This window comes from Paracoccus litorisediminis (assembly GCF_009711205.1).
In the GTDB taxonomy this organism is placed as follows: Bacteria; Pseudomonadota; Alphaproteobacteria; order Rhodobacterales; family Rhodobacteraceae; genus Paracoccus; species Paracoccus litorisediminis.
Genome location: NZ_WMIG01000020.1, coordinates 45003 through 70370, shown reverse-complemented (window position 1 = coordinate 70370; position 25368 = coordinate 45003). Strand labels below are relative to the sequence as shown.

Here is a 25368-nt window from a genome sequence, read left to right as displayed (position 1 = left end):
GCTGAAATCAGCGGGCATCGGCCTTTCGCGCATTGCGGGCGAGAGCCGCGACACGCGGCCCGCGACCGGAAACCTGAAATGGCGCCCTGCGACGGGGCGGCGACAGTCATGTCGCCGGTTGCTTGGTGCATGCCGTCAAGGCGGGAACGAGTTGACGAGGTAACGATGACCAGCACTGCCATGCCGCAGCGGATCTTCCGCGATTCCCTGATCGTGGGCTTCGCCATGTTTGCGGTGTTTTTCGGCGCGGGAAACCTGATCTTTCCGCCGCAGATCGGCTATCTGGCGGGTTCTGGATGGGTGCAGGCGCTGTTCGGTCTGGCCCTGACCGGCATGCTTCTGCCGGTCGCGACCGTCTTCGTCCTTGGGCGCAACGGCGGCAGCGTCGAGCGGATGACCGCGCCGATCGCGCCGTGGTTCGGCCCGGCCCTGCTGTTCATCGCAATGGTGTTTCTGGCATGGATGATCGCGATCCCGCGCACCGCCAGCGTCGCATATGAGACCGGGATCCTGACCCTTGCCCCAGCCCTGCAAAAGGGCGCATGGCACTGGTTCTTCATCCCGCTGTTCATCGGCGTAAGCACGTGGTTCGCCCTTGACCGTTCGAACATGATCGACCGGATCGGACGCTTTCTGACACCGCTTCTGCTGGGATTGCTGGCGATCATCGTCCTTTGGTCGGTGCTGTCGCCGCTGGGAACCCCCGTCCACACCGGCGAGGCCGCGCCCTTCAGCCTGGGCCTGATCACCGGCTACCAGACGGGCGACGTGCTTGCTGGTCTGATGCTGGGCATCATCTTTGTCGAGGCCATCCGCGAGCGCGGTTACGCGGATGATGCCGGTTTCAGGTCGGTCCTGCTGGGCGCCTGCGCGGTGACCTTCCTTGGGCTGCTTTTCGTCTATGGCGGGTTGGAACATCTGGGCGCGACCGGCAGCGGCGTGCTGGGTGCCGACGTGACCCATTCGAACCTGCTGACGCGGCTGGTCGGGCAGCTTGCCGGTTCGGTCGGCGCGAATGCCTTGGCCGTGGCGGTGGTGCTGGCCTGCCTGACCACCGCGATCGGCGCGACCGCCGTGCTGGGCGAATATCTGCAGAAATGGACCGGAGACCGGATCAGCTACCGGACGGCAGTGCTGATCGTCTCGGCCACCTCGATGGCGCAGGCATTCGGCGGCGTCGATTATATCGTCAAGCTGGCCGATCCGTTCTTCCGGCTGTTCTACCCGCTGGCCATCTGCGTGGTGCTGCTGGGCCTGCTGTCGCGCTTTCTGCCGAATGACGGGGTCTGGAAGGGGGCTGCGCTGGTCGCCTTTCTGATGGGGGCCTATGATCTTGTATTGGCCTGTTCGGGCAAGCTGGGGATCACCCTGCCCGCGGCGCTGCAACACGCCTATGACGCGATCCCGCTGTCGTCGCTGGGATTTTCCTGGCTGGTGCCGTCGATTGTCGGAGGCATGATCGGCGGGCTGATCTGGCAGTTGTCGGGCAGACCCAACCTGACCGACCGCCCCACGGTCTGATACAGGCGCCCCGACCCGGAGACGCGGATTTGACTTCATGAAACGGCGATGGCCATGTTCGGTCAATGTCGTCCGCGGGGAAGCACCCAGAATGGGCGCTGGCTCAGGGGGAGGAGTGTCTGAAATGGCGTTTGACAGCAACACGGCGAATGCGCTGGCGGATCAACTGGCGCGGATGAAGGCGGCGCATGTCCGTGACGGACAGCCCGATCAGGCGACGCGCGCGCGCTGGATCGACCGCGCCGTGGCGCTGCTGGTCGAAAACCAGAACGCGCTTTACGATGCCGTCTCGGCGGATTTTGGGCATCGCTCGAAGGATCAGACGGCATTCGCCGATCTGGTGCAGTCGGTGAACGCGCTCAAGCACGCCAAGAAAAACCTGCGCAAGTGGATGAAGCCGTCGAAGCGTCCGGTCGAATTTCCGCTGGGCCTGCTGGGCGCGCGGGCGGTGCTGCATTACCAGCCCAAGGGCGTGGTCGGCATCGTCTCGCCATGGAACTTCCCGATCGGGATGATCTTCTCGCCGCTGGCGGGGATTTTCGCGGCGGGAAACCGGGCGATGGTGAAGCCCTCGGAATTCACCGCGCGGACCTCGGCGCTGGTGGCCGAGCTGGTGCCGAAATATTTCGATGCCGAGGTGCTGTCGGTCGCCACCGGCGATGCCCAGACCGGCGCAGCCTTTACCGCCCTGCCTTTCGACCACATGATCTTTACCGGCTCGACCGCTGTCGGACGCCATGTCATGCGCGCGGCGGCGGAAAACCTTGTGCCGGTCACGCTGGAGCTGGGCGGCAAGTCCCCCACCATCGTCGGGCAATCGGCCAACATGGCGAAATCGGCGCGTCGGATCATGCATGGCAAGACGCTGAATGCCGGCCAGATCTGCACCGCCCCCGATTACGCGCTGGTGCCCGAGGGCAAGACCGGCGAATTCGTCACCGCGACGCGCGCGGCCGTCGCCGAGATGTATCCGTCGGGCCTGAAGGACAATGACGATTACGGCTCGATCATCAACCAGCGCCATTACGACCGCCTGCTGGGCCTGATCGAGGATGCACGCCAGAAGGGGGCCGAGATCGTCGAGATCAATCCCAAGGGCGAAAACTTCACCCAGCAGCCGCATCACAAGATCCCGCCGCATCTGATCCTGAACGCGACCGACGACATGGCGGTGATGCAAGAGGAAATCTTTGGCCCGATCCTGCCGGTCCGCACCTATCGCAAGATCGACGATGCCATTGCCATGATCAACGACCGGCCGCGTCCGCTGGCGCTGTATTACTTTGGCGAGGCCGCCGAGGAACGCGAGCATGTGCTGAACCGCACCACCTCGGGCGGGGTGACGGTGAACGACACGCTGTTCCATGTCGCGCAAGAGGACCTGCCTTTTGGCGGCACCGGCCCGTCGGGCATGGGGAATTACCACGGCTGGGAGGGCTTCCTGACCTTCAGCCATGCCAAGGGCGTCTATCGCCAGACCGGTTCGGAAATCATCAAGATGCTGCGCCCGCCCTATGGCGCGGCGATCCGCAAGGAAATCCGGAAACGGCTGACGAAATAAGGGTTCCCACGCCGCCGCCTCATCCCATGCGGGCATGCGCGGCGCGGGATGCGGCGCGAGAACTAACGGATTCGGTTCTCGCGCCGCCATTCAGAAGGCGTCATTCCGGCCAGGCGCTGAAAGGTTCGGGTGAACACCGCCGCTTCGGAAAATGACAGGATGCCGCTGATTTCGACCAACGGCAGATCGGTTTCGGCCAGATAACGCTGCGCCGCCTCGAAGCGGACGGATTGCTGCAGGGTCTGGAAGCTGGTCCCGAAATCCTTGAGACGGCGCTGCAGGACATGGCGGCTAAGCCCCAGTGCCGCAGCGGCCTCATCCAGCCGAGGCGGGCCGTTTTCCAGCTGGTTATGGATGATGCGCCGCAGCTGACCCACCAGATCGCTGCCCAATTCGGCATTGAGACGCTCGATATGGCCGCGAAGGATGCTGAACAGCACATGATCGGCATTTTTCGGACGGGTTTGCAGCCCGCCACTGGGCAGTTCGACCGCGGTGAAGGGCTGCTCGTAATAGATCGGGCAGCGGAACAGCCGCTCGTGATATTGCGGGCTGGCGGGGCGTTTATGTTCGAAATGGACCGCCGTCGCCGTCCAGTTTTCCGCCATCACCGAGCGCAGGAATTTCAGCAGCAAGCCCATGGCCAGTTCCACGCGCTGAATTCCCGGCAGCCCCTCCGCACCCGAGAATTTCAGCCCAATCAGCGTGGTGTCGTCGCTTTGATCAACCTCCAGAAAGGTGCCGCCGTCATGCAGCCGCAGGAAACGAGACAGCTCCTCCAGCGCCACCTGCAATGTCGGGGCGTGGCGGGCCAGATATCCGACGGCGCCGACATTGTCCAAGCTTTGCCGCTGCGACAGCAGCAGGCCAAAGGCGGGTGTTCCCGTCGCCTCGGCGGCAAGGTTCAGCGCGCTGACGTAATGCGCAAGGTTGATCTGGGTCTCGGGTGCGTTCAGCGTGGCGGGGTCGATCCCGGCGCTGCGCAGGATCGGATCGGGATCGCCGCCCAGCATGAAGACATAGTCCCGGAACCCCTCAAGGGCGCCGGTGCGGATCAACCGCAATTGTTGGAATACCATTCTGCGCCTCCCCGCGCATCATGATGGATGTTGCATTACATCAATCATGACGCGCGGGAAATCAAGCCGGATCAGGTGCGGATCAATAGCCGCCGGGCTTGCGCGTCTCCTGCTGGCCAAGGCCGCCTGCCGCCGCGATGGCGCTGGCCGTCCCCTGCCGCAAAAAGCCCAGATCCGTCCCGACCGAGACGAAGTTGAAGCCGTCCTTCAACGCCTGCCCCGCCAGTTCCGGCGAATAGCCGAACAGGCCGACGGCCTTGCCGGCAGCCGCGCAGGCGGCACGGATGCGGGCGATCGCCGCGACAAAGGCGGGCGCGCCGAAATCGCCGGGGACAAGGCCCAGACCGAAGCACAGGTCCATCGGGCCGATGAAAATGGCATCGACGCCCGGCGTGGCGGCAATCGCCTCGACCTGTTCCAGCCCCTCGCTCGTTTCGATCATGACGATGCAGGCGACTTCGGCATTGGCGCTGCGCAGGTAATCCGGGCCGTCCAGCATGAAGCCGCGCAGTGGTCCACAGGACCGGGTGCCTTCCATCGGATAGCGACAGGCCGAGGCGGCGCGGCGCGCTTCCTCGGCCGAGTTCACCATGGGCACGATAATGCCATGCGCGCCGGCATCCAGCGCCCGCCCGATCTGCCCGGCATCATTGCTGACCACCCGGACGATCGGGGTCGCATCCGTCCCCGAGATCGCGGGGATCAGCGTCTGAAGCTGCGCTTCCGAGATCAGCCCGTGCTGCAGGTCGAAGCACAGCCAGTCAAAGCCCATGCGCGCCAGCATTTCGGCGGTATGGACCTCGGACAGGCAGATCCATGCGCCGGGGCTGGCCGTGCCGCTTTTCCATTTCTTCAACGAGATATTCTGCATGGTGACCCTCAGGCAAAGAAGCAGGTGACGCGGCCGATGCCGGTGAACTCGGCCTCCAGCCTGTCGCCCGGCGCGACCGGAACCATCGGTACCAGCGATCCGGGCAGAACGACATCGCCCGCCTCGATCTGGACACCAAGTGCGCCCAACCGGTTCGCCAGCCACGCCACGCTGTTCAGGGGCGAGCCCATCACCGCCTCGCCCTTGCCGGTGGATTGCACCGCGCCATTGCGCAGCAGCGTGCAGATGACGGCGTTCAGGTCCAGATCGCGCGGATCGATGCGATCCTGTCCCAGTTGGAACAGGGCGCTGCTGGCATTGTCGGCCACGGTATCGACGATTGCCAGTTTCGGCGTGTCGAAACGGGTATCGACCAGCTCAAAGCTGGCCGCGACATACTCGGTCGCCTCCAGCACCATTTCCGGGGTCATCCCTTCCAGCGGCAGCGGCGCGCGCATGACAAAGGCGATCTCGGCCTCGATCATCGGGGTGATCATCTGCTGGGCGATGGTCACGGTCGCGCCGTCAGCCACCTGCATCGCATCGGTCAGGAAACCGTAATCCGGCTCGGAAATGCCCAGCATCTGCTGCATCGCCTGCGAAGTCAGGCCGATCTTCTTGCCGATCAGCTTTTCGCCATCGGCCAGCCGGCGGTTCAGCACGCTCAGAGACACGCGGTAGGCCTCATCGACGGTCACGTCGGGGTGGCGCTTGCTGATCAGCGGGATCGTCACCCCGCTGCGCAACGCACCATACAATTCATCCGCCAGCCGGTCCGTGGTCTGTTGGTCGAACATCGCTCTGCCTCCTCGCTTTGCAGTCGTCGGGTCGCCTCCACGACCTTTCCGATCCCGAGACGATAGCGGACGACAGGTCAAGAGCTTGACCACGGACCGCGCGCCCGATGACGTTGGATCAAGCGCCCGCTGCGTCAAGACCGCAACTTCCACCCAGAGGCCGGATCAGTCCGGGTGGGAGAGAGAACATGTTCAGAAAAATGCAGGCAGGCGCCCTTACGGGTGCGCTGCTGATCTTGGGAGGCGCGGCCACGCAGGCCGGGGATGGTGCGGGCGTCACGACCGAGCGTCTGCTGAATGCCGAAAAGACGCCGCAGGAATGGCTGACCTATGGCGGCACCTATGACGAACAGCGCTATGCGCGCCTGTCGCAGATCGACAAGAAAAACGCGGACGAACTGGGCATTGCATGGACCTATGACCTTGCGACCAGCCGCGGGGTCGAGGCGACGCCGATCATCGTCGACGGGGTGATGTATCTGACCGGGGCATGGTCGATCGTCTATGCGTTGGACGCCAAGACCGGCAAGGAATTGTGGGTCTATGACCCCAAGGTCTCGGGCGAGGCGGCGGCGAAGTCCTGCTGCGATGTCATCAACCGCGGCGTCGCCGTCTATGGCGACAAGGTCTATGTCGGCGTCTTTGACGGTCGACTTGAGGCGCTGGATGCCAAAACCGGCAAGCTGGTCTGGAGCACGGTCACCGTCGATCAGTCCAAGCCCTACACGATCACCGGCGCGCCGCGCATCGTCAAGGGACGGGTGCTGATCGGAAATAGCGGTTCGGAATTCGGGGTGCGGGGCTATGTCTCGGCCTATGATGCCGAGACCGGCGCATTGGACTGGCGCTTCTTCATCACCCCCAACCCCGACAAGAAGCCCGACGGAGCGGCGTCGGACGAGGCGTTCGCCCGGCTTGGCAACGACACCTGGGGCGATGAGGGCGCGTGGAAGACCGACGGCGGCGGCGGCACCGCATGGGACAGCATCGTCTATGATCAGGTGAATGACACGGTGCTGGTCGGGACCGGCAACGCCTCGCCCTTCAACCCCAAGATCCGCGATCCCAAGGGCAATGGCGACAACCTGTTCCTGTCGTCCATTCTGGCGCTGGATGCCGATACCGGCGCCTATAAGTGGCATTTCCAGACCACGCCGCGCGACATGTGGGATTACACCGCCACGCAAAGCATCATTCTGGCCGACCTGCCCCTGGGCAAGGACGGGGCCAAGCGCCGCGTCGTCATGCAGGCACCCAAGAACGGCTTCTTCTATGTGCTGGATGCCGCCACCGGCGAGTTCATTTCCGGCGCGCCCTTTGCGCATCAGACATGGGCGACCGGGCTGGACGACAAGGGCCGCCCGATCGAGAACCCCGCCGCACGTGACTCCGAGGCCGGTTTCCTTGCCATCCCCGCCCCGTCGGGCGCGCATAACTGGCATCCGATGGCCTATAACCCCGATACCGGGCTGGTCTATCTGCCCGCACAGCAGATGGCGCAGTTCGTTCAGGACCGCCCCGTCGACCGCACCAACCCGATGCGCTGGAACCCCGGCTATGACTTTGCCGCGGGCCTGCCGCCGACCTATCCGGCCGGCACGCTTGAGGAAGTGCGCAAGAACCTGACCGGCACGTTGATGGCCTGGGACCCGGTCGTCCAGAAACCCGCCTGGGTCTATCCGCATTCCGGTCCCTTCAATGGCGGTCTCCTGACCACCGAAACCGGGCTGGTGTTCCAAGGCGACATCAAGGGCTATTTCATGGCGCTGGACGGCAGCACCGGCCAGAAGCTGTGGGGCATGAACCTGAAAAGCGGCATTCAGGCCGCGCCCTCAACCTATGAGATCGACGGCGAACAATATGTCGCCGTGGCGACCGGCTGGGGCGGATCATGGGCGCTGAACTGGGGCTTTGCCTGGGACAAGGCCGTGGCCCCCGATGTGGGTCGGGTCTTTGTCTTCAAGCTGGGTGGCAAGGGCACGGTTCCCGATCCGATGCAGGACACGGTCGAAAAGACCCCCAAGGCCGAGCCGATCAAGGATGCGGCGCTGGTCCAGAAGGGCTTCGTGCATTACGCGGAAAACTGCATGGTCTGCCACGGCCCGCTGGCGATCAGCTCGGGCGTGCTGCCGGACCTGCGCTGGTCCTATGTCTCGGCCAGCAAGGAGGGCTTCCACGATGTCGTCATCAATGGCGCATTGAGCGATAATGGCATGATTTCCTTTGCCAAGCATCTAAGCGCCGATGATGCCGAGGCAGTCCGCGCCTATGTGCTGGATCAGGCATGGCTGGCCGTCAAAAACGGAGATGCATCCGCACCGTCGAAGCCCGAGGCTCCGAAGACCAACTGAGTGGTCGGTCCCGCGGCACGCAGCTGCCGCGGGATCATTCCTTCCGATCCGCCAGCCGCCTGAGGCTGGCCCAAACAGGAATCCGCCATGCCGCTGATCGCGACCAGCCGCCCGCTGCCCTTTCCCGCGAATATCCCGTCCCGTCAGGGTGCGCTTGAGTTTCGCCATATCCCTGCCGATGCACTGGTCCCCGAAGGGACGCCAGCCTATGTTTCGACCGCCGTCGATCCGGTCACGGCCCAGATGATCGCGGCTTTTCCCGACAGCCTGCGCCTGATCGCGAATTTCGGCACCGGCACCGACAATATCGACCTGAAGGCCGCCCGCGCGCGCGGGATCACGGTGTCGAATACCCCGGTCGTGACCGAGGATACCGCCGATATGGCCTTTGCCCTGATCCTTGCCGCCTGCCGCAAGCTGGGCGAGAACGAACGCTTCCTGCGTGACGGGAGTTGGGATGCCACGCGACCGATGGCCTCGATGGGTCTGCGCGTGCATGGCCAGACCTTGGGCCTGATCGGCTTTAGTCCGATCGCGCAGGCGGTCGCCCGCCGGGCGCGGGGCTTTGACATGCAGATCCGTTATTGGAACCGCACCCGCCGTCCCGAGGCCGAGGCCGCCTTGGGGGCCGAATATGTGGCCAGCCCGGATGAGCTGGTCGCGGGTTCCGATATCGTGTCGCTGCACACCGCCTTGGTGCCGGAAACCCGCCACCTGATCGACGCGGCGCGGCTGGCGCGCTTCCGCCAAGGGGCGGTGATGGTCAACACCGCGCGCGGTCCGTTGGTCGACGAAAAGGCGCTGGCCGAGGCGCTGCGCTCTGGTCATCTGGCCGCCGCCGGGCTGGACGTGTTCGAGGCCGAACCCACCGTCGATCCCGGCCTGCTGGCCTTGCCGAATGTCGTCCTGACCCCGCATATCGGCAGCGCCACCGCTGCCTGCCGCACCGATATGGGCCGCCGGGTCATCGCCAATCTGCTGGCCTTCCTTGAGAATGGCGCAGCGCTGGACCCGGTCTAGGCGCATTCCGCCTTGACGGTTTCGACCAGTTCGCGCGCGGCGGGGCGCAGGACCTTGTTGCGCAGGGCCACGATGCACCATTCCGATCCGCCCGAAACCGGATAGGGCACTTCGACCAGCAGGCGGCCAGCCACGGCCGCCTGCGCGCTTTGCCGCGAGGTCAGCAGGATCAGATCGCTTTGGCGCACCGTGTCGATCAGCAGGGTGACATTGTCGCATTGCAGATGCAGCAGCGGGTCGATGCTGTTGCCGGGCATGAAGACCCGGCGCAGATCGTCATGCAGTTCCTGCGGAATACGGACCGAGGCGATGCCATATTCATGGATCATCGGCCCGGTCAGGGTGCCCGCAGTCAGGATCGGATGGTCGGTGCGGCAATAGCAGGCCCCGTCCTTGGGCGGCAGCCGGGTGACTTCATAACTGGAATCCGAGGGGATTTCGCGGAAGTCGCAGATGGCGACCTCGATTTCCTCGGCATCCAGCAATTGCAGCAACTGGCTGGTCTGGCCCACATCCGCCTCGAAGGTAGTTTGCGGGCTGCGCCGGGAAAACGCGGCAAAGACATTGCCACCAAAGGACGCCGAAAAGATCGGGACCATGCCGCAGCGCAGATGCCCGGCAACACCGCTGCGCAGGGCGCTGATCTGAACATCCAGATTGCGGGCCTCGAACAGCAGCCAGCGGGCGCGCTCAAGGATTTCCTCGCCCTCGGGGGTGACCTTGACCGGCCTTTCGTCGCGCAGAAACAGCTGCATTCCGATCTGCTCCTCAAGCGTGCGGATCGAATTCGACAGCGCCGGCTGGCTGATATTGGCGCGGCGGGCGGCAGCGGCGAAATTGCGTTCCTCGACCACCAGAACGAAGTGATGCAGCGGTTTGAGGTTCAGCATCCGGGGCCTTTCATCATTCACGTTCCGTATCAAAACCAATCAACAAAAAAATTGGACCGAATGAAAGGGGCTGACTAACGATTCATGCGGGAGTCGGGGAGGATGACCATGAAACTGATAGCGATGGCGCGTCTTAGCGCTTCTGTCGCCACGTTCGCCATTGCGGGTTCAGCGATGGCCAATGCGGAAACCATCTGGAAAGTCGCGACTGCCGCGCCGGAAAACTCGCCGTGGCAAATGCAGATCGACCGATTGGTGGCGGATGTCATCAAGCATAGCGACGGGCGGGTGAAGCCCGAGGTCTTCTACAGCTCGCAACTGGGCGCGGAAAACGATGTCATCGGCCAAGTGGTGCGCGGCCGCGTCGATATGGGACTGTTCACGCTGAGTGCGCTGATGCTGCAGGTGCCGGAACTGGCGGTGCTGGACATGCCGCTGTTCTTCGAGGACCGCGACCAGCGCAATTGCGTGCTGGACGATCACATGGTCGCCCCGGTCACCGCGGCCTTGGCCGACAAGGGCATGGTCTTTGGCACATGGTTCGAATCCGGCAGCGGCTACATCATGGGCCATGAGGAATTGCCGACGCCCGCCAGCCTAAAGGGGCGCAAGATCGGCATCACCATGAACGTCAAGAACGAGAAGCTGTTTTCGCAACTGGGCAGCGCGCCGATCGCCACACCGGTCCCCGAGGCGGCGTCGAACGCCTCGACCGGGCTGATCGATGCCTATGCGACGGTCTATCCCTTCTATGTCCCCAGCGGCCTGAACGAGATCCTGCCGGTGGTGACCGAGTTCCGCTATTCCGACGGGCCGGCGATCCTTGCCATCTCGCGCAAAAGCTGGGACCGGCTGAACGAGGCCGATCAAAAGGCGGTGCGCGCCGCCTTTGCCGAAGTGCCTGCCCGCCAGATCCGGGACGAGGTCGCGGCGTTCGAGGACCAGTTGCGCGAAAAGCACCTGCAGGGCGGCGGCAAGATCCGCAAGCTTGATGACGCCGAGACCGCCGCCTTCCGCGACGGCTTGCCGGGCCTGTGGGAAGATCTGGGCACCGGACAGGGTGCCGGTGCCGAACAGATGTACCGGGCAATGCTGGCGGCCAGATCCGCCTGCACCTCCTGACGCCAGCCTCCCCTGCCCAGACGGCAGGGGACATCCAGCCAATTCCGACAGAAAGCCCGGACAAGCCGCAACCCAACGACCCCGCCTTGACGGGGGTCGCCCGAATATTGTCGCGATGGCAGCGGAGCGAACGCGCCTTGGCCGTTCTGGCGCTAAGCCTGATCCTGATGCTGATCCTTGGCGATGTGCTGATGCGCGAACTGGTCGCCCCGCTGGCGGATGCCTTTGGCATTCAGGGCGTGCCTTCGGGCGTCTACGCCGCGCAGCAACGCTCGCTTTACCTGCTGGTGGTGGTCGCGTTTCTGGGCATCGGCCTGAGCGTCGCCACCGCCGGGCAGATCGTGCCGACCGTCGCATTCGGCTGGGTCCCCAAACGGTTGGAGCCGCTGATCGAGCGTCTTAGCCATCTGGTCAGCGCCGCGATCATGTTTGCCGTCTGCTGGTATGGCTGGCTGTTCGTGCGCGACTCGATGGAATATCCGACGCTGCTTTCGGGGCTGAACTGGCCCGCATGGGTGGTGCAAAGCGTGATCCCGCTGGGCTTTCTGTCCGCCGGGCTGCGCTATCTGGCCTTTGCCATCTGGCCCGCCACCGCCCCCGCCCGCCCCGAGGTTCAGGAATGAGCGCGCTGTTCCTGCTGCTGCTGGTCGTGGGTCTGCTGATCCTGCGCCAACCGCTGATCATCATCCTGATTGCGGCCATCGCCTATGTGCAGATGGTCTGGGGTGCCGGAGAGCTGGTCTATATCGTCGAGGACATGTGGGTCTCGCTGAACAAGGAGCTGATCCTTGCGGTGCCGCTGTTCCTGCTGTGCGGCGGGGTGATGACCAAGGGCTCCAGCGCAAGGCGGCTGGTGCGCATCGTGCAAAGCCTGACCCGGCAGGTGCGCGGCGGGCTGGGGGTGGCGACGATCCTTAGCTGCGGGGTGTTCTCGGCGATTTCGGGATCGTCCATCGTCACCCTGATCGCGGTCGGCAGCGTGCTTTACCCCGCGATGACGGCGGCGGGCTATTCCAAACGCTACGCGCTTGGCTCGGTCATGGCGGGGGGGACACTGGGGATCATCATCCCGCCCTCGGTGCCGCTGATCCTTTATGGGCTGGTCACGGAAACTTCGATCGTGGCGCTGTTTCTGGCGGGCATCCTGCCGGGGTTGCTGCTGATGGTGATCCTTGCCATCCACGCGTCCCTCGCCAACCGCAATGTCCCAACTGCTGGTCCGCGCGGCGCTGCCCTTTATCGGCCTGCTGCTGATCGGGCTGTTCATCATTGCGCTGGTGCCCTGGCTGTCGCTGGCCTTTGTCAAATGAAAGAAGAAGAATGCCGACGATGAACCTTGTTCCCGCGACGGTCGCCGATTACCGCCGCATCGCCGAAGCCCGCCTGCCGCGCTTCCTGTTCGATTACGCCGATGGCGGCGCCTATGACGAATACACGCTGCGCCGCAATGTCGAGGACTTCAAGCCTATCGGCATCCGCCAGCAGGTGATGCGCGATGTCTCGAATATCGCGCTGGGAACGCAACTGGCGGGCGAGGCTGCCGCCATGCCGATGGCGCTGGCCCCCATCGGCATGGGCGGCATGTTCGCCCGCCGCGCCGAGGTTCAGGCCAAGCGCGCCGCCGATGCGGCAGGCCTGCCCTTTACCTTGTCCACCATGTCGATCTGCTCGATGGAGGAGGTCGCGGCCGTCTCCGACCGCCCGTTCTGGTTCCAGCTTTACATGCTGCGCGACCGTGCCATCGTGGCCGAAATGCTGGAGCGGGCATGGGCGCTTGGCGTGCGCACATTGGTCTTTACCGTTGATCTGGCCGTCGCCGGCGAGCGCTACCGCGATGTCAGGAACGGCATCGCCGGCGGGACCAGCGCTTGGGGCAAGTTGCGGGCTGGGGCGCTGTCCTATGCCGCGCGTCCGCGCTGGGTCATGGATGTCGGCATCAAGGGCAAGCCGCATCAGTTCGGCAATATCTCAGCCTATGTTCCTTCTGCCACCAATCCGACCGAATATCGCGGCTGGATCATCAGCCAGATCGACGCCTCGGTCACGTGGAAGGACATCGAATGGCTGCGCGGGCTGTGGCAGGGCAAGCTGATCCTCAAGGGGATTCTGACGCCCGGCGATGCGCTTGAGGCCGCCCGCGTCGGCGCGGATGCCATTGTCGTGTCGAACCATGGCGGGAGGCAGCTGGACGGCGTGTCCTCGACCATCCGCATGCTGCCACGGATTGCCGATGCCTTAGCAGGTTCGGGACCTGAAATCATGCTGGATGGCGGCGTGCGCAGCGGTCTGGACGTGCTGCGCGCGGTGGCGCTTGGCGCCAGTGGCGTGATGATCGGCCGCCCTTGGGTCTATGCCGTCGCCGCGCGTGGTCAGGCGGGCGTTTCTGCATTGCTGACCCGTTTCCACAGCGAGATGCGCGTGGGCATGGCCCTTGCCGGGATCGACAATATCGCCGCCGTCGACCGCAGCATTCTGGATCTGGATGAGGTTCCGGAATTGGGCCCTCAGTCAAAAGCGCCAAGATGGGCCCATGCCCTTGATAACCTGCGCCAAGACACTTCGGTCCAAGGTGTTGCGTGAAAAAGGTTGCATTCTAATGATCGCAATCTGACCGAATGCGAATCCAGTGGACACAATTCAGAGGAGAAGTATATCGATAGTTAATCGCCAGCCTACCCGGATCCTTATCTCAGGACAGATGCCAAGATGCTAATTCGCTCGTTTGCCGCGCTGATCGCCGGTATCTGCTTTGCAACTGTCAGTGTCGCCGACACGCTGCCCTCTCCGACCGGTCAGGTGATCCTGACCGTCACCGGAAATATCGCCAACACGAATGACGGCAAGGCCGCCAAGTTCGACCGCGCGATGCTTGAGGGGCTGGGGATGACCGAAATCACCACCAGCTCGCCTTGGTATGACAAGAAGTCGACCTTCGCGGGCGTGCCCTTCAAGGTGGTCATGGACTATGTCGGCGCCGAAGGCGAAAATGTCAGCGCAGTGGCGCTGAACGACTACTCGACCAACATTCCGATGGTCGATGTGCGGGAAACCGACGTGATTCTGGCGACGAAACTGAACGGCGTCGACATGGATGTCCGTGACAAGGGGCCGATCTTCGTTATCTATCCGTATGATTCGGCTAGCAAATTGCAAACGCAGACCTATTACGCCCGCTCGGCTTGGCAGGTTACGAAACTTATCGTCGAATAGGTGGCCGTTGACCCGTCTGCTGGTCATACTCATCTGCGCCTTTGTCGCGGCGACGGCATTCATGTCGACGACCGTGTCTCAGCGGCAGCAGGTCTTGCGTCACGTCGCCCATCACAACGATGCCTGGGCGATCAGTCAGTCCGTCGCCGAATTCATGCGGCTGGAAGCCCTTCTTGCCACGCATTTTCTTCCGGATGAGGACGTCCCGCTGGATGAAGTACGGCTGCGGCTGGATATCATCGTCAGCCGCCTGAGCTCTTTCAAGGAAGGCACGCTCAAGACATTCCTCGAGGCAACTCCGACCCGCCGCGAGATCATCGGCAACGTGACCTCGGTCATTGCCGATCTTGATGCCAATCTGGAAACTCTGGACCAGACCGAAGTCGTCGCGATCCTTGATCGCATGCGTGAGCTGAACGGCCCCTTGACGCAGCTTTCCTCGCAAAGCGTCCAGCAGGGCTGGGACGATATCGAGGTCAATATCAATGCGTTGGAAGAACTGCACCTGATCTACAGCGTGGTGGTGGCCTTCCTGATTGTGGCCTGGTGCATCCTGATCCTGCTGCAGCTTCGGCAGAACCGTCTGCTGATGCAGTCGCAAAAGCAGGCTGAATTGCTGAACATCGACCTGATCGCCGCAAGCCGCGAGCTGCAGGAAACGAACGTCAGCCTGCAATATGTCGCGCATCACGATTCCCTGACCCAGCTTCCCAACCGCATCCTGTTCTGGAGCGAGTTGGAAAAGGCGCTGCAAGAGGGGGCCGGTACGGTCAATCTGCTGCTGATCGACCTGAACGACTTCAAGACCGTCAACGACACGTTGGGTCATGATTTTGGCGACATGCTGCTGAATCAGGTCAGCAAGCGCATGCATGAATTCGACACGAAGGTGCGCATCTTCTGCCGTCTGGGCGGCGATGAATTCGCCTGTCTTCTTGTCGGCGCAAGCGGTGCCGAATCCGAAGCGATTGCCCGCGAGCTTTCCGCCCGGATCGCCGATCCCTTCCTGCTGGCCAATCGCGAGATCAAGATCGGCTGCTCCATCGGCATCTGCTCGACCTCTCAGCCGCAGTCCATCGACGCACAGGCGATGTTCAAGCAGGCTGATATCGCGCTCTACCGGGCCAAGACTGCCACGACCGAGAAGATCTGCCTGTTCGAAGAGTTCATGCAGGTCGAATTCGACGACCGGAAAGCGCTGGAAAACGACCTGCGCCTTGCCGTCGAGCGCGGCGAGTTCGAGCTGCTGTATCAGGCACAGGTCGATGTGATGTCGCTGGACCTGCGCGGCCTTGAGGCGCTGGCCCGCTGGAACCACCCGACCCGCGGTCAGATTACGCCCAACATCTTCATTCCGCTGGCCGAGGAGATGGGGCTGATTACCGAACTCGGGCAGCAGATCCTGACGATTGCCTGCACCGAGGCCGCCAGCTGGAAGCGTCCGCTGAAAATCGCGGTCAACCTCTCGCCGCTGCAATTGCAGGCCCCCGATTTCGTGCAATCCGTCGTCAGCGTGCTGGATAAAACCGGTCTTCCTCCGACGCGGCTAGAGCTGGAAGTGACGGAAACCGTGCTGCTGGATGACCGCGACGGGGTGGTCGAAATCCTCAACGAATTGCGCGCCCTTGGCCTGACCATTGCTATGGACGATTTCGGCACCGGCTATTCCTCGCTGGCGATCCTGCGCGACATCCCGTTTGACACGATCAAGCTGGACAAGTCCTTCGTCCGGGACATTGCCGAAAACCCCAAGGCCGCCTCTCTGGTCAAGCTGGTCGTCGATGTCGGCACCAGCCTCAGCAAGACGGTGATCATCGAAGGGGTCGAGACCAAGGCCCAGCACGAAAGCATCCGCGCCATCGGCGGGCTTCTCAGCCAGGGCTTCCTGTTCGCGCGTCCCGTGAAGGCCGCGAAACTGAACTTCCTGCACGAGGCCGACCACCATTTTGATCTGATTGACGACTTTGCCAATTAGGTGATGCTGTCATAACCATCCATCCGATTGAACCAGGCAGCATTTCATCACGGCGGGCGAGGCCTTCATGACCACCACGGCTCAGGAACTGACCATTCACGGCATCGATCTGCCCCTTACTGCCGAGGATGTCTCGCCGGTGATCTGGCAATCCCTCATCACCGGTAGCTATGAAGCCAAGGAGGCGCGACAGGCCCGCCGCCTGCTGCGCGCGGGCGACCGCGTGCTTGAACTTGGCTCGGGCATCGGCGTCATCACCGCCGTAATGGCCAAGACCGAGGGCGTCACGATCTGGTCCTACGACGCCAATCCGCACACCGTTGCACTGGCCAGGCGCGTTGCCGCGGCCAACGGCATCAAGAACGTCACGTTCAACCACGGCCTGATGACCGCCGGGCAACCCGAGACGCATTCCTTCTATATCCGCCGGGATTTCTGGATGTCGTCGATGCTCGAAAGCCAGGGTCCTTATGAGGACGTGATCTCGCTGCCCTCCCAGAATATCGACGATTTTCTGGTGCGGAACCGCATCAATGTTCTGGTCATGGATATCGAAGGCGCCGAGCGTGAGCTGCTGGGCAGTGCCGCGTTGGACGGGGTCGAGCGTATTTTCCTGGAGCTGCACGACCATCTTTATGGTCTTGCCGGCGTCCACGACATCTTCCGCACCATGACCGAGCGTGGCTTCATCTACGACCCGCGCAACTCTTCCGGTCCCTGCGTGCTTTTCACCCGCGACGACGGCGTGGTCCGCAGCTACTGCCCCGACGACCTGTAACAGGACCGATTGGCAGGGAAACCCCGTGTCGGGTCAGGGCCTCGGGTCAAGCCCAAGATCAAGTTGCTCGGCACCAGCACCGCCCAGCTGCCAAGTCCCAAGGGGAATGTGGCGGCCCTTGCCCCGCAGGCTTTCGGTCAGGTTGAAGCTGTCGACGTGCCAGCGAATGGGCCGGGGCAGGATCAAGTCCTCGGCAAAACCCTTGCCATAGGCCAGCGTGACATGCGGCACGAGACGCCATTGCGGCCAGTGCAAATCCTGCGGCAGTGCGGAATTCAGGGCACGGACGACGGCCTCGGCACCCGCACTGCGACCCGTCGCAGTGGTCAGGACCAGCGGATTGTTGTGCCCACGGCCATGATGCCATGTGACGAGGCGGTCCAGCTCCATCTCGAAAGAGGGCTGGCGAACCGTCGCACCGGCAGCAAGAAGCAGCTCGACCATCCCCTCGGGGACTTCTGCGACATCGGTGACCGGCAGAAGCGTCATGTGCAGCTTGTCGCGGCGCAGCTTGTCGCCCGTGCCGAAAAGCTGCCAGACCTCGGCCATCTGATCCGCGACGGCATCAGGCGGTCGGGCCGCGTAAAAGAAGAAATGCGATGGCGAGGCGTTGCGGGGATAGGCCATGACCCGCCCATCATTCCCGATCCGCTGGATTCAGGCAACGGCGCGCGCAACGGAAATCTACACCCGCAGCCGCTTGAGCCGCCCTGCTTTTTCCGTGACAATACCGAACTGGCCTTATCCGGCGATGCAAGGAGAAAGCCGCATGTTGCACGCCTATGAGCTTCGGAATGACCGCTTGCAGCCCGTTGCGGCCGATGCCGCGCAAATCGTGTGGTGGGATCTGCTGAACCCAACGCGGGAGGAGGAGCTTGGCCTTGAAGCCCTTCTGGGGCTTGAGCTTCCGACCCACGAGGACATGCAGGAAATCGAGGTCTCCTCTCGGCTTTACTCCGAGGATGGCGGGCATTTCATGACCGCGCTGATCCCCTCGCATACCGATGGCGACGATGCGGTGATCGAGCCGGTGACCTTCATCCTGTGCGACCACCGGCTGGTCACCATCCGCTACACCGAACCGCGGGTCTTCAGTCTGTTTCCGCAACGCGCCGAGAAGGTGGCACTTGGCCTGACCTGTGGCGAGGCGATCATGCTGGGGCTACTTGAGGCCGTGGTCGACCGCCTTGCCGATATCCTCGAACGCGCCGGGCGCGAACTTGACGGCATCTCGCGCCGGGTGTTCGGGCAGAATGACCCCGCGCGTCAGGATGCGAATTACAAGGCGACGCTTCAGGAAATCGGGCGCAAGGGCGACCTGACCTCGAATATCCGCGACAGTCTGGTCACGCTGGAGCGGGTGCTTGGCTATCTTCGCCCGAAACTTGGCGGGACCGACAAGGCCGTGCATGAACAGGCCAAGGCCCTGGTCGCCGATATCCGTTCGCTTACCGATCACGCGGATTACATGACGCAGAAGATCACCTTCCTGCTCGACGCCACGCTGGGCCTGATCAATATCGAGCAGAACGGCATCATCAAGATTTTCTCGGTCGCGGCGGTGATCTTTCTGCCGCCGACGCTGGTTGCCTCGATGTATGGGATGAACTTCGATGTCATGCCCGAACTGCACTGGAGCTACGGCTATCCGCTGGCCATCGGGATCATGATCCTTTCCGCTGTGGTGACCTATCTGGTCTTCAAGCGGCGCGGCTGGCTGTAGCTGCCGCCCGAATCCTTGGCGCAATCGGGCTGGCGGAGTAGAATTGCCCTGTTGACGGGTTGGAGGCAGCGATGACGTCTAGCTTCAACGTCCATCAGGCAGCCGGCTATGAACAGTTGATGGGCCGCTGGAGCCGGCGGCTCGCGCCCCTGTTCATCAATTTCGCGGGCATTGAAAAAGGCGAAAAGGTGCTGGATGTCGGCTGCGGCACCGGCAGCCTGACCTTTGAACTGGCCGAACATGCCGATCTTGGCCAGATCGCGGCCATCGACTTTTCCCCGGTCTTTGTCGCCGCCGCGCAGCAGCGAAACACCTATTCCCATGTCACGATCACGCAGGCCGACGCCTGCGCCCTGCCCTTCGATGACGCGAGTTTTGACCGCGCATTGGCGCTGCTGGTCCTGCATTTCGTCCCCGAGACGGGCAAGGCCGTGGCCGAAATGCGCCGCGTCGTGCGGCCCGGAGGGGTGGTTGCCGCCACGGTTTGGGATCATCTGGGTGGTATGGCGGCGATGCGGATGGTGATCGACACCGTCGCAATGATGGGTGAAAGCGGGCGCCAGTTGCGCGGGAAATACTGCTGGCAGCCCATGATGCAGCCCGGCGAATTGGGACGTGCCTTTGCCGAGGCCGGACTTGTCGACATTCATGAAACCCAGCTGACCATTCGCATGGATTACCGGAATTTCGACGATTACTGGGCCCCGATCGCCGCTGGCGAAGGCCCTCTGGGGCAGTACATGACCGGCCTTGACCCCGCCGAGCGGGCGCGGACGGACGCCGCGGTCCGCGATGCCTATGAGGCCGGGCAAGCAGATGGGCCGCGATCCTTTGCCAGCACGGCCGTCGCATGTCGCGGCACGGTGCCCGACACGCGGAAAAACAGCGCGGGCTAGATCTGCCAGCTTTCCCGGACCCGGCTTTCGAAAAAATCCGAGAAGGTGGCGACCCGCAACGGCAGGCGCTCATAGGGCGGGTAATACAGCGTCAGCCAAAGCTCGGGCGGTTGCCAGTCGGGCAGTACGGGAACCAGCGCCCCGGCCTTTAGCGCCGCGCGCAGCATGAACTGCGGCAGCATCACGATACCCTCGCCATTGACGGCCAGTTGGGCCAGCAACTCGCCATTGTTTGACTGGAAGCGCCCCTTGGTGCGGATCTGGTGCTGTCTTTTGCCACTCGTCAGCAGCCAGTTTTCGCCCGCCGCGCTGCTGGCATAGCTTAGGCAGTCATGGGCCAACAGGTCCTCGGGCGCTTGCGGAACTCCCTGCCGCGCCAGATAGTCCGGCGCGGCGACCAGCAGGCGCGGCACAAGGCATATCTTGCGCCAGATCGTCGACTTGTCCGACGGCGCCCCCGAGATGCGGATGGCGACATCGACATCCTCGGCCACGATGTCGATCAAGCGGTCGGTCAGGCTGACCTCGACATGGGTTCGGGGATGGATCGCCGCGAATTGCGACAGCACGCTGGGCAGCACCTGCGCCCCCAGCGACAGCGGCGCGCTGATCCGCAAGAGGCCGCTGAGTTCACCCTGCCGTTCGCGCATTTCCTCGGCGGCCTCAGTCAGCCCCTCGGTCAAAGGCGACACGCGGGCCGCGTAAAGCGCCCCTGCCGCCGTCAGCGACACCGCCCGCGTCGTCCGCACCAGCAATTGCGCGCCCAACCCGTCCTCCAGCGCCGCGACCGCCCGTGTGACTGCCGCAGGAGCAATCCCCAATGTCCGCGCGGCCCCGGAAAAGCTGCGCTGTCGGGCCACTTCAAGAAAGATCCGGATCGATTCAAGTTCGCCCATTATTTCTCAATCTGAAATAAATAATGCTATTTTACGTGTATTCTCTGCAATGGCAAATGGGGCCATCTTTGCTCTCGACAAGGGCGCGGATCGACCCGCCCGAACAGGAGAGACAATCATGCTGCATCAGATCAAGGGCCTGCACCACGTCACCTCGATGGCGGCTGATGCCCAGGAAAACAACAGCTTCTTTACCGGGACGCTGGGTCTGCGCCGGGTCAAGAAGACCGTGAACTTCGACTCCCCCGACGTTTATCACCTGTATTACGGCGATGAGGTCGGCACGCCCGGCTCGGTCATGACCTATTTCCCCTTCCCGCATATCGTCCGCGGCCGCCCCGGCTCGGGTGAGGTGGGTGACACCCTGTTCACCGTGCCGAAGGACAGCCTTGGCTTCTGGAAAGCCCATCTGGCGGCACAGGGCGTAAAGGGGTTGAAGGACGAGGAACTGTTTGGCGAGAAGCGTCTGCGCTTTGCCGGTCCCGATGGCGACGGTTTCGCGCTGGTCGAAAAGGACGGCGACCCCCGCGCCGCTTTTGCCGGTAGCGTTCCCACGGATGAGGGCATTCAGGGCTTCCACGGCGTCAGCATGCGTCTGCGCGACAAGGGTGCCACGGCCGAGCTGCTGAAGTTCATGAACTATGAGCCCGTGGACCAGCAGGGCAACGTCACCCGCTTTACGGTGCGTGATGGCAATGGCGCGGATTTCGTCGATCTTGAGACCCTGCCCGATGCCGCGCAGGCCCGTCAGGGTGCTGGTTCGGTCCATCACGTGGCCTTCGCGGTCGAGAACCGCGCCGCCCAGCTTGAGGTGCGCAAGGCGCTGATGGATACCGGCTATCACGTGACGCCGGTGATCGACCGCGACTATTTCTGGGCGATCTATTTCCGCACCCCCGGCGGCGTGCTGTTCGAGATCGCGACGAATGAGCCCGGCTTCGACCGTGACGAGGACACCGCCCATCTGGGCGAGGCCCTGCGCATCCCGCATCAGCACGAACATCTGCGCGCCGAGATCGAGCGCATTCTGCCCCCGATCAATGATTGACCCCAGCAGCGGCGGCCCCGTGCCGCCGCTTGAAAGGAGGACAAGATGAGCATTCACAGCTATCACCATTTTGCCAAGGCCCCGGCCAAGGGTCAGCCGCTGATCCTGGCCTTTCACGGCACCGGCGGGGATGAACACCAGTTCCCCGGCCTGATCGCGCGGATACTGCCCGATGCGGGCATCGTTTCGCCGCGCGGAGACGTGTCGGAACATGGCGCGAACCGCTTCTTTCGTCGCACCGGCGAGGGCGTCTATGACATGGCGGACCTTGCCCAGCGGACAACGAAGATGGCGGATTTCGTCGCCGCCCATCGCGAGGCCAATCCCGGCGTGCCCATCTGGGGTCTGGGCTATTCGAACGGCGCGAATATCCTTGCCTCGGTGCTGTTCAAGCAACCCGATCTGTTTGATCGCGCCGTGCTGATGCACCCGTTGATCCCGTTCCGTCCAGACCCACAGCCGGGTCTTTCGGGTCGCCGGGTGCTGATCACAGCGGGCAGGCGCGACCCGATTTCGCCGCTGCCCCTGACCAATGCCCTTGCCGACTACCTGAAGGAGCAGGGCGCTGCGATCGATCTGCATCTGCATGATGGCGGTCATGAGATCCGCCCGGATGAACTGGAAGCCCTGCGCGGCTTCTTTGCCTGAACCAAGCCACCCGGTCGCAAGCCGGGTGGTCCTCATCGCCGTGATTTTTCCGGTCCTTACAGGCTGCACAACAGCGATCTGCCCATATCCCCAAAGCAATTTCTGACGCATATTGGCGGCATGAGCGCGGATGCCACGACACGCATAAGCTGCAAGGGTGCGACGCTGGCCACGCGCTATGCGCTGGCCAGTGGGATTGTCCTGATCCTTGCCGCGCTGCTGATCAGCAGCTTCATTACCCGCCGGATCGAGGCGAATGTCGTCAGCAATTCCGCGAACTCGACCGCCCTGTTCATGGACAGCGTGCTGTCGCCTTTGGCGCAGGATCTGGCCACGCAGGACCGGCTTGGCCCCGGTGCGCAGCAGGCGCTGGACGAAATCTTCCTGAACACGCCGCTTGCCGACCGGGTCCTGTCCTACAAGATCTGGAAGCCCGGTGGGCTGATTGCCCAGGCCTCGGATCCCGCGCTGATCGGGCGGACCTTTCCGGTGTCGGACAGCCTGACCCGCGCCCTGCACGGCGAGGTCGCGGCCGAGTTTTCTTCGCATTCAGATGAAGAGGACCGCGCCGAGCGTGCCTTTGGCGTGCCGCTTCTGGAAATCTACAGCCCGATCCGCAAGGATTATACCGGCGAGGTCATTGCCGTGGCCGAGTTCTACGAATTCCACGAACAGCTTGAGGTCGACCTTGCCGCCGCGCGGCGTGATACGCGGCTGGCCGTCGCCGGGGTGATCGCCGGGCTTGGGCTGGTGCTTTACCTGATCGTCCTGCGCGCCAGCCACATGATCCAGCGCCAGCAGGATCGTCTGTCCAAGCAATTCGCGGAGCTGCAGACGATGGCACAGCGCAACCGTCGCCTGCGCGATCAGGTGCGCGACGCGGCCGGGCGGGCGGCGGATGCCACCGAACATTCGCTGCGCCGGATCGGGGCTGATCTGCACGACGGTCCGGCCCAGCAACTGGCCTTTGCCGCGCTACATCTGGATGGGCTGCGCGAGCGTCAGGCCAGCCCCACGGATGCTGCCGAAATCGCCGCCGTCGAGCAGGCGCTTGCCGGGGCGATGACGGAAATCCGGGCGATCTCTCGCGGTTTGGCCCTGCCCGAGATTGCGGGCAAAACCCCCGCGCAGATCACCCGAATGGCGGTCGATGAACACCGCCTGCGCACCGGAAACCCGGTCCTGTTCGAGGTCGACGGCGACACTTCCCCCGACCTGCCGCCCGCGGCGGATGTCTGTCTGTACCGCTTCGTGCAGGAGGGTCTGAACAATGCCGCCCGTCATGCCGGGGCTAAGGAGCTTGCCGTGCGGTTGACCATGTCGGAACGGCGGCTTGAATTGCGGGTGATAGATGCCGGGCCGGGCATCCCCTCTGATCCCGGCGCGGCGGGGCTTGGCCTTGCCGGTCTGCGCGACCGGGTCGAAAGCCTTGGCGGCAGTTTCCGCGCCGGGCAAGCCCCCGAGGGCGGCGGGTTGCTGGAACTGGTCTTTGATTCCGGAGAGTGGAAATGACCCCGATCCGCGTGTTGATCGCCGATGACCATCCGCTGTTTCGCGAAGGTGTCGCGGGCATCCTTGACCGCCATGACGGCACCAGCGTCATCGCGCAAGCCACCAGCGGCCGCGAGGCGGTCGAGTTGGCGGCAAGCCTTGCCCCCGATCTGGTCTTGTTGGACCTGTCGATGCCCGATGGCGGGATCTGGGCGCTGGAGCAGATCAAGCAGCAGGATCAGCCGCCCGTCGTCGCCATGCTGACCGTGGCCGAGGATGACGACAGCGTCTTTCGCGCGCTGAAGGCGGGGGCGGACGGCTATATCCTGAAGGGGGTCGGCGGGCGCGATCTGGTCGCGGCAGTCGAGGATCTGGCCGCCGGGCGCAGCTACGTCTCACCGGGGTTGGCGATGAAGGTGCTGCAGGCGCTGCGCGCCGCGCCGGTCAAACCCGGCCATGGCGATCCGGTCGATGCCCTGACCGCGCGCGAGGAAGAGATCCTGCGCCTGGTCGCTCAGGGCAAAAGCAACAAGGAGGTCGGGCGCGCGCTCGACCTCCAGGAAAAGACGGTCAAGCATTACATGACCATCATCTTGCAGAAGCTACAGGTCCGGAACCGGACCGAGGCCGCGCTGATCGCGCGCGACCGCTGGTCCCAGCCCTAGCGTGCGGCGGCGAACAGCCGTGCCCGATCCGAGGGGCGTGCCGGGCGCTGGATCACCGTGCGGCCCGAAGCGTCCTTGAGCTCATAGCGGCCGGCCTCGATTTCCTCTTTCCAACCGTCGCTATAAGTGACCTCGATGTTTCTGCCATTGGTTTCCAGCTTGGCCACGGTCCCGCCGCCCCGAATGCTGCCATTCGGCCCGATCCGACCACCACCCGAGGCGGTTCCAGCCTGTTGCAGGCGGGCATAGTCGCGGCGCGTGGCGGGGCGTTCCTCGATGGTGCGGCCAGAAGCGTCCTTGCGCTCGAACCGGCCATCCTCGATCTCGATCCGGCTGCCGTCGCTTAGGGTGACTTCGATGCCGCCATCGTCGTCATCGCCACGTCCCCGCGCCTGTCCACGACCCCGGTCGTCGCCGACATCATCCCTGCCGGAATGGTCGTCGTCGCCGTCGTCATCACCGCCCCGCCCGCGATCATCATCGCCACCGCGACCGCGGCCACCGCGATCATCGCTGCCGCCGTTATCATCGTCGTCGTCATCATCCCCGCCGGAATGATCATCGTCGCGGTCGTCGTCACCGCCGCGGCCATGGTCATCGTCGCCGCCGTTATCGTCGCCACCGCCGCGATTTCCATCGCGCGCCATCGCCAACGATTTCTCAAGCGCGATCAATCCGCTGGCTGGGTCGTAGCTGAGGCCATAGGGTGCGGTCGCGAAAAGCGAAGCGGCCAGCACCAGTCGCGCAGAGGTCAAGATCAGATCCTTGGGCATCGCATGTCCTTTCGGTTCAGCGCCCGACGGGCGGGCAAATTGGGCTGAACCCA

Annotated in this window: 24 protein-coding genes; 17 read left to right on the top strand and 7 right to left on the bottom strand. The window is 63.6% G+C overall.

The features are described from left to right. Nucleotides 1-165 precede the first annotated feature (165 nt). The gene (brnQ, locus tag GL300_RS21650) at nucleotides 166-1521 is read left to right on the top strand and encodes a branched-chain amino acid transport system II carrier protein (RefSeq protein ID WP_170297768.1); all 1356 of its coding nucleotides are present in this window, start codon (nucleotides 166-168) and stop codon (nucleotides 1519-1521) included. A 124-nt stretch (nucleotides 1522-1645) separates the two neighbouring features. Continuing rightward, entirely contained in the window at nucleotides 1646-3082 is a 1437-nt protein-coding gene (locus GL300_RS21645) for a coniferyl aldehyde dehydrogenase (RefSeq protein WP_155041766.1), read from the top strand. A gap of 62 nt (nucleotides 3083-3144) precedes the next feature. On the opposite strand, the gene GL300_RS21640 is transcribed toward GL300_RS21645, so the two are convergent. The 3 genes from GL300_RS21640 to GL300_RS21630 form a co-directional block, all read right to left on the bottom strand. Next, on the bottom strand, nucleotides 3145-4161 hold the full coding sequence (locus tag GL300_RS21640) for an AraC family transcriptional regulator (protein ID WP_155041765.1): 1017 nt from the start codon (nucleotides 4159-4161) through the stop codon (nucleotides 3145-3147). 82 nt (nucleotides 4162-4243) lie between these two features. Continuing rightward, the gene (locus tag GL300_RS21635) at nucleotides 4244-5032 is read right to left on the bottom strand and encodes an HpcH/HpaI aldolase family protein (RefSeq protein WP_155041764.1); all 789 of its coding nucleotides are present in this window, start codon (nucleotides 5030-5032) and stop codon (nucleotides 4244-4246) included. Nucleotides 5033-5040: 8 nt separating this feature from the next. Beyond that, on the bottom strand, nucleotides 5041-5829 hold the full coding sequence (locus GL300_RS21630; protein ID WP_155041763.1) for a 2-keto-4-pentenoate hydratase: 789 nt from the start codon (nucleotides 5827-5829) through the stop codon (nucleotides 5041-5043). A gap of 188 nt (nucleotides 5830-6017) precedes the next feature. On the opposite strand from GL300_RS21630, the gene GL300_RS21625 reads away from it, so the two are divergent. Both GL300_RS21625 and GL300_RS21620 read left to right on the top strand, forming a co-directional pair. Then, a complete protein-coding gene (locus tag GL300_RS21625; protein ID WP_211595309.1) occupies nucleotides 6018-8180 on the top strand; it encodes a PQQ-dependent dehydrogenase, methanol/ethanol family in 2163 nt (720 codons plus the stop codon). Nucleotides 8181-8267: 87 nt separating this feature from the next. Further along, a complete protein-coding gene (locus GL300_RS21620; protein WP_155041762.1) occupies nucleotides 8268-9200 on the top strand; it encodes a 2-hydroxyacid dehydrogenase in 933 nt (310 codons plus the stop codon). Here GL300_RS21620 and GL300_RS21615 read toward each other — a convergent pair. Then, on the bottom strand, nucleotides 9197-10090 hold the full coding sequence (locus GL300_RS21615) for a LysR family transcriptional regulator (protein ID WP_155041761.1): 894 nt from the start codon (nucleotides 10088-10090) through the stop codon (nucleotides 9197-9199). The genes GL300_RS21620 and GL300_RS21615 overlap by 4 nt on opposite strands. A 108-nt stretch (nucleotides 10091-10198) precedes the next feature. On the opposite strand from GL300_RS21615, the gene GL300_RS21610 reads away from it, so the two are divergent. The 7 genes from GL300_RS21610 (at nucleotide 10199) to GL300_RS21580 (ending at nucleotide 17175) form a co-directional block, all read left to right on the top strand. Beyond that, nucleotides 10199-11212 (top strand): TRAP transporter substrate-binding protein, encoded by a 1014-nt coding sequence (locus GL300_RS21610; protein ID WP_170297767.1) that lies wholly within the window; start codon nucleotides 10199-10201, stop codon nucleotides 11210-11212. 137 nt (nucleotides 11213-11349) lie between these two features. After that, the gene (locus GL300_RS21605) at nucleotides 11350-11835 is read left to right on the top strand and encodes a TRAP transporter small permease (RefSeq protein ID WP_155041759.1); all 486 of its coding nucleotides are present in this window, start codon (nucleotides 11350-11352) and stop codon (nucleotides 11833-11835) included. Further along, nucleotides 11832-12545 (top strand): TRAP transporter large permease subunit, encoded by a 714-nt coding sequence (locus GL300_RS21600; protein ID WP_155041758.1) that lies wholly within the window; start codon nucleotides 11832-11834, stop codon nucleotides 12543-12545. The genes GL300_RS21605 and GL300_RS21600 overlap by 4 nt, the downstream gene beginning before the upstream one ends. Further along, nucleotides 12542-13792, top strand: a complete 1251-nt coding sequence (locus GL300_RS21595) for an L-lactate dehydrogenase (RefSeq protein ID WP_211595308.1) — start codon at nucleotides 12542-12544, stop codon at nucleotides 13790-13792. The genes GL300_RS21600 and GL300_RS21595 overlap by 4 nt, the downstream gene beginning before the upstream one ends. Before the next feature lie 126 nt (nucleotides 13793-13918). Then, a complete protein-coding gene (locus GL300_RS21590; protein ID WP_155041756.1) occupies nucleotides 13919-14422 on the top strand; it encodes a putative pterin-binding protein in 504 nt (167 codons plus the stop codon). Between the two features lie 7 nt (nucleotides 14423-14429). After that, nucleotides 14430-16397 (top strand): putative bifunctional diguanylate cyclase/phosphodiesterase, encoded by a 1968-nt coding sequence (locus GL300_RS21585; RefSeq protein ID WP_170297766.1) that lies wholly within the window; start codon nucleotides 14430-14432, stop codon nucleotides 16395-16397. Between the two features lie 67 nt (nucleotides 16398-16464). Next, nucleotides 16465-17175 carry an FkbM family methyltransferase gene (locus GL300_RS21580; RefSeq protein WP_155041754.1) on the top strand — a complete coding sequence of 237 codons (711 nt, stop codon included), beginning with the start codon at nucleotides 16465-16467 and terminating at the stop codon, nucleotides 17173-17175. 33 nt (nucleotides 17176-17208) lie between these two features. Here GL300_RS21580 and GL300_RS21575 read toward each other — a convergent pair whose 3' ends face one another. Beyond that, nucleotides 17209-17802 carry a 2'-5' RNA ligase family protein gene (locus tag GL300_RS21575; RefSeq protein ID WP_155041753.1) on the bottom strand — a complete coding sequence of 198 codons (594 nt, stop codon included), beginning with the start codon at nucleotides 17800-17802 and terminating at the stop codon, nucleotides 17209-17211. Between the two features lie 142 nt (nucleotides 17803-17944). Here GL300_RS21575 and corA point away from each other — a divergent pair, with 142 nt between their 5' ends. Together corA and GL300_RS21565 are read left to right on the top strand one after the other, a co-directional pair. Continuing rightward, the gene (corA, locus tag GL300_RS21570) at nucleotides 17945-18898 is read left to right on the top strand and encodes a magnesium/cobalt transporter CorA (RefSeq protein WP_155041752.1); all 954 of its coding nucleotides are present in this window, start codon (nucleotides 17945-17947) and stop codon (nucleotides 18896-18898) included. Between the two features lie 71 nt (nucleotides 18899-18969). Continuing rightward, complete coding sequence (locus GL300_RS21565; protein WP_155041751.1) at nucleotides 18970-19794, top strand: class I SAM-dependent methyltransferase; 825 nt, start codon at nucleotides 18970-18972, stop codon at nucleotides 19792-19794. Here GL300_RS21565 and GL300_RS21560 read toward each other — a convergent pair. Beyond that, a complete protein-coding gene (locus tag GL300_RS21560) occupies nucleotides 19791-20690 on the bottom strand; it encodes a LysR family transcriptional regulator (RefSeq protein WP_155041750.1) in 900 nt (299 codons plus the stop codon). The genes GL300_RS21565 and GL300_RS21560 overlap by 4 nt on opposite strands. A gap of 118 nt (nucleotides 20691-20808) precedes the next feature. Here GL300_RS21560 and GL300_RS21555 point away from each other — a divergent pair, with 118 nt between their 5' ends. The 4 genes from GL300_RS21555 to GL300_RS21540 all read left to right on the top strand — a co-directional run bounded on the left by GL300_RS21555 (nucleotide 20809) and on the right by GL300_RS21540 (nucleotide 24542). Next, nucleotides 20809-21738: a ring-cleaving dioxygenase gene (locus GL300_RS21555; RefSeq protein ID WP_155041749.1), complete on the top strand. Its 930-nt coding sequence runs from the start codon at nucleotides 20809-20811 to the stop codon at nucleotides 21736-21738. Nucleotides 21739-21783: 45 nt separating this feature from the next. Further along, nucleotides 21784-22386 (top strand): alpha/beta hydrolase, encoded by a 603-nt coding sequence (locus GL300_RS21550; RefSeq protein WP_155041748.1) that lies wholly within the window; start codon nucleotides 21784-21786, stop codon nucleotides 22384-22386. A 120-nt stretch (nucleotides 22387-22506) separates the two neighbouring features. Beyond that, nucleotides 22507-23898 carry a sensor histidine kinase gene (locus tag GL300_RS21545; RefSeq protein ID WP_155041747.1) on the top strand — a complete coding sequence of 464 codons (1392 nt, stop codon included), beginning with the start codon at nucleotides 22507-22509 and terminating at the stop codon, nucleotides 23896-23898. After that, complete coding sequence (locus GL300_RS21540) at nucleotides 23895-24542, top strand: response regulator (RefSeq protein ID WP_155041746.1); 648 nt, start codon at nucleotides 23895-23897, stop codon at nucleotides 24540-24542. Before GL300_RS21545 ends, GL300_RS21540 begins: the two co-directional genes overlap by 4 nt. Here the strand turns inward: GL300_RS21540 and GL300_RS26455 are convergent. Continuing rightward, entirely contained in the window at nucleotides 24539-25315 is a 777-nt protein-coding gene (locus tag GL300_RS26455) for a hypothetical protein (RefSeq protein ID WP_211595307.1), read from the bottom strand. The two genes, GL300_RS21540 and GL300_RS26455, sit on opposite strands and share 4 nt — an antisense overlap. Nucleotides 25316-25368: the final 53 nt, after the last annotated feature.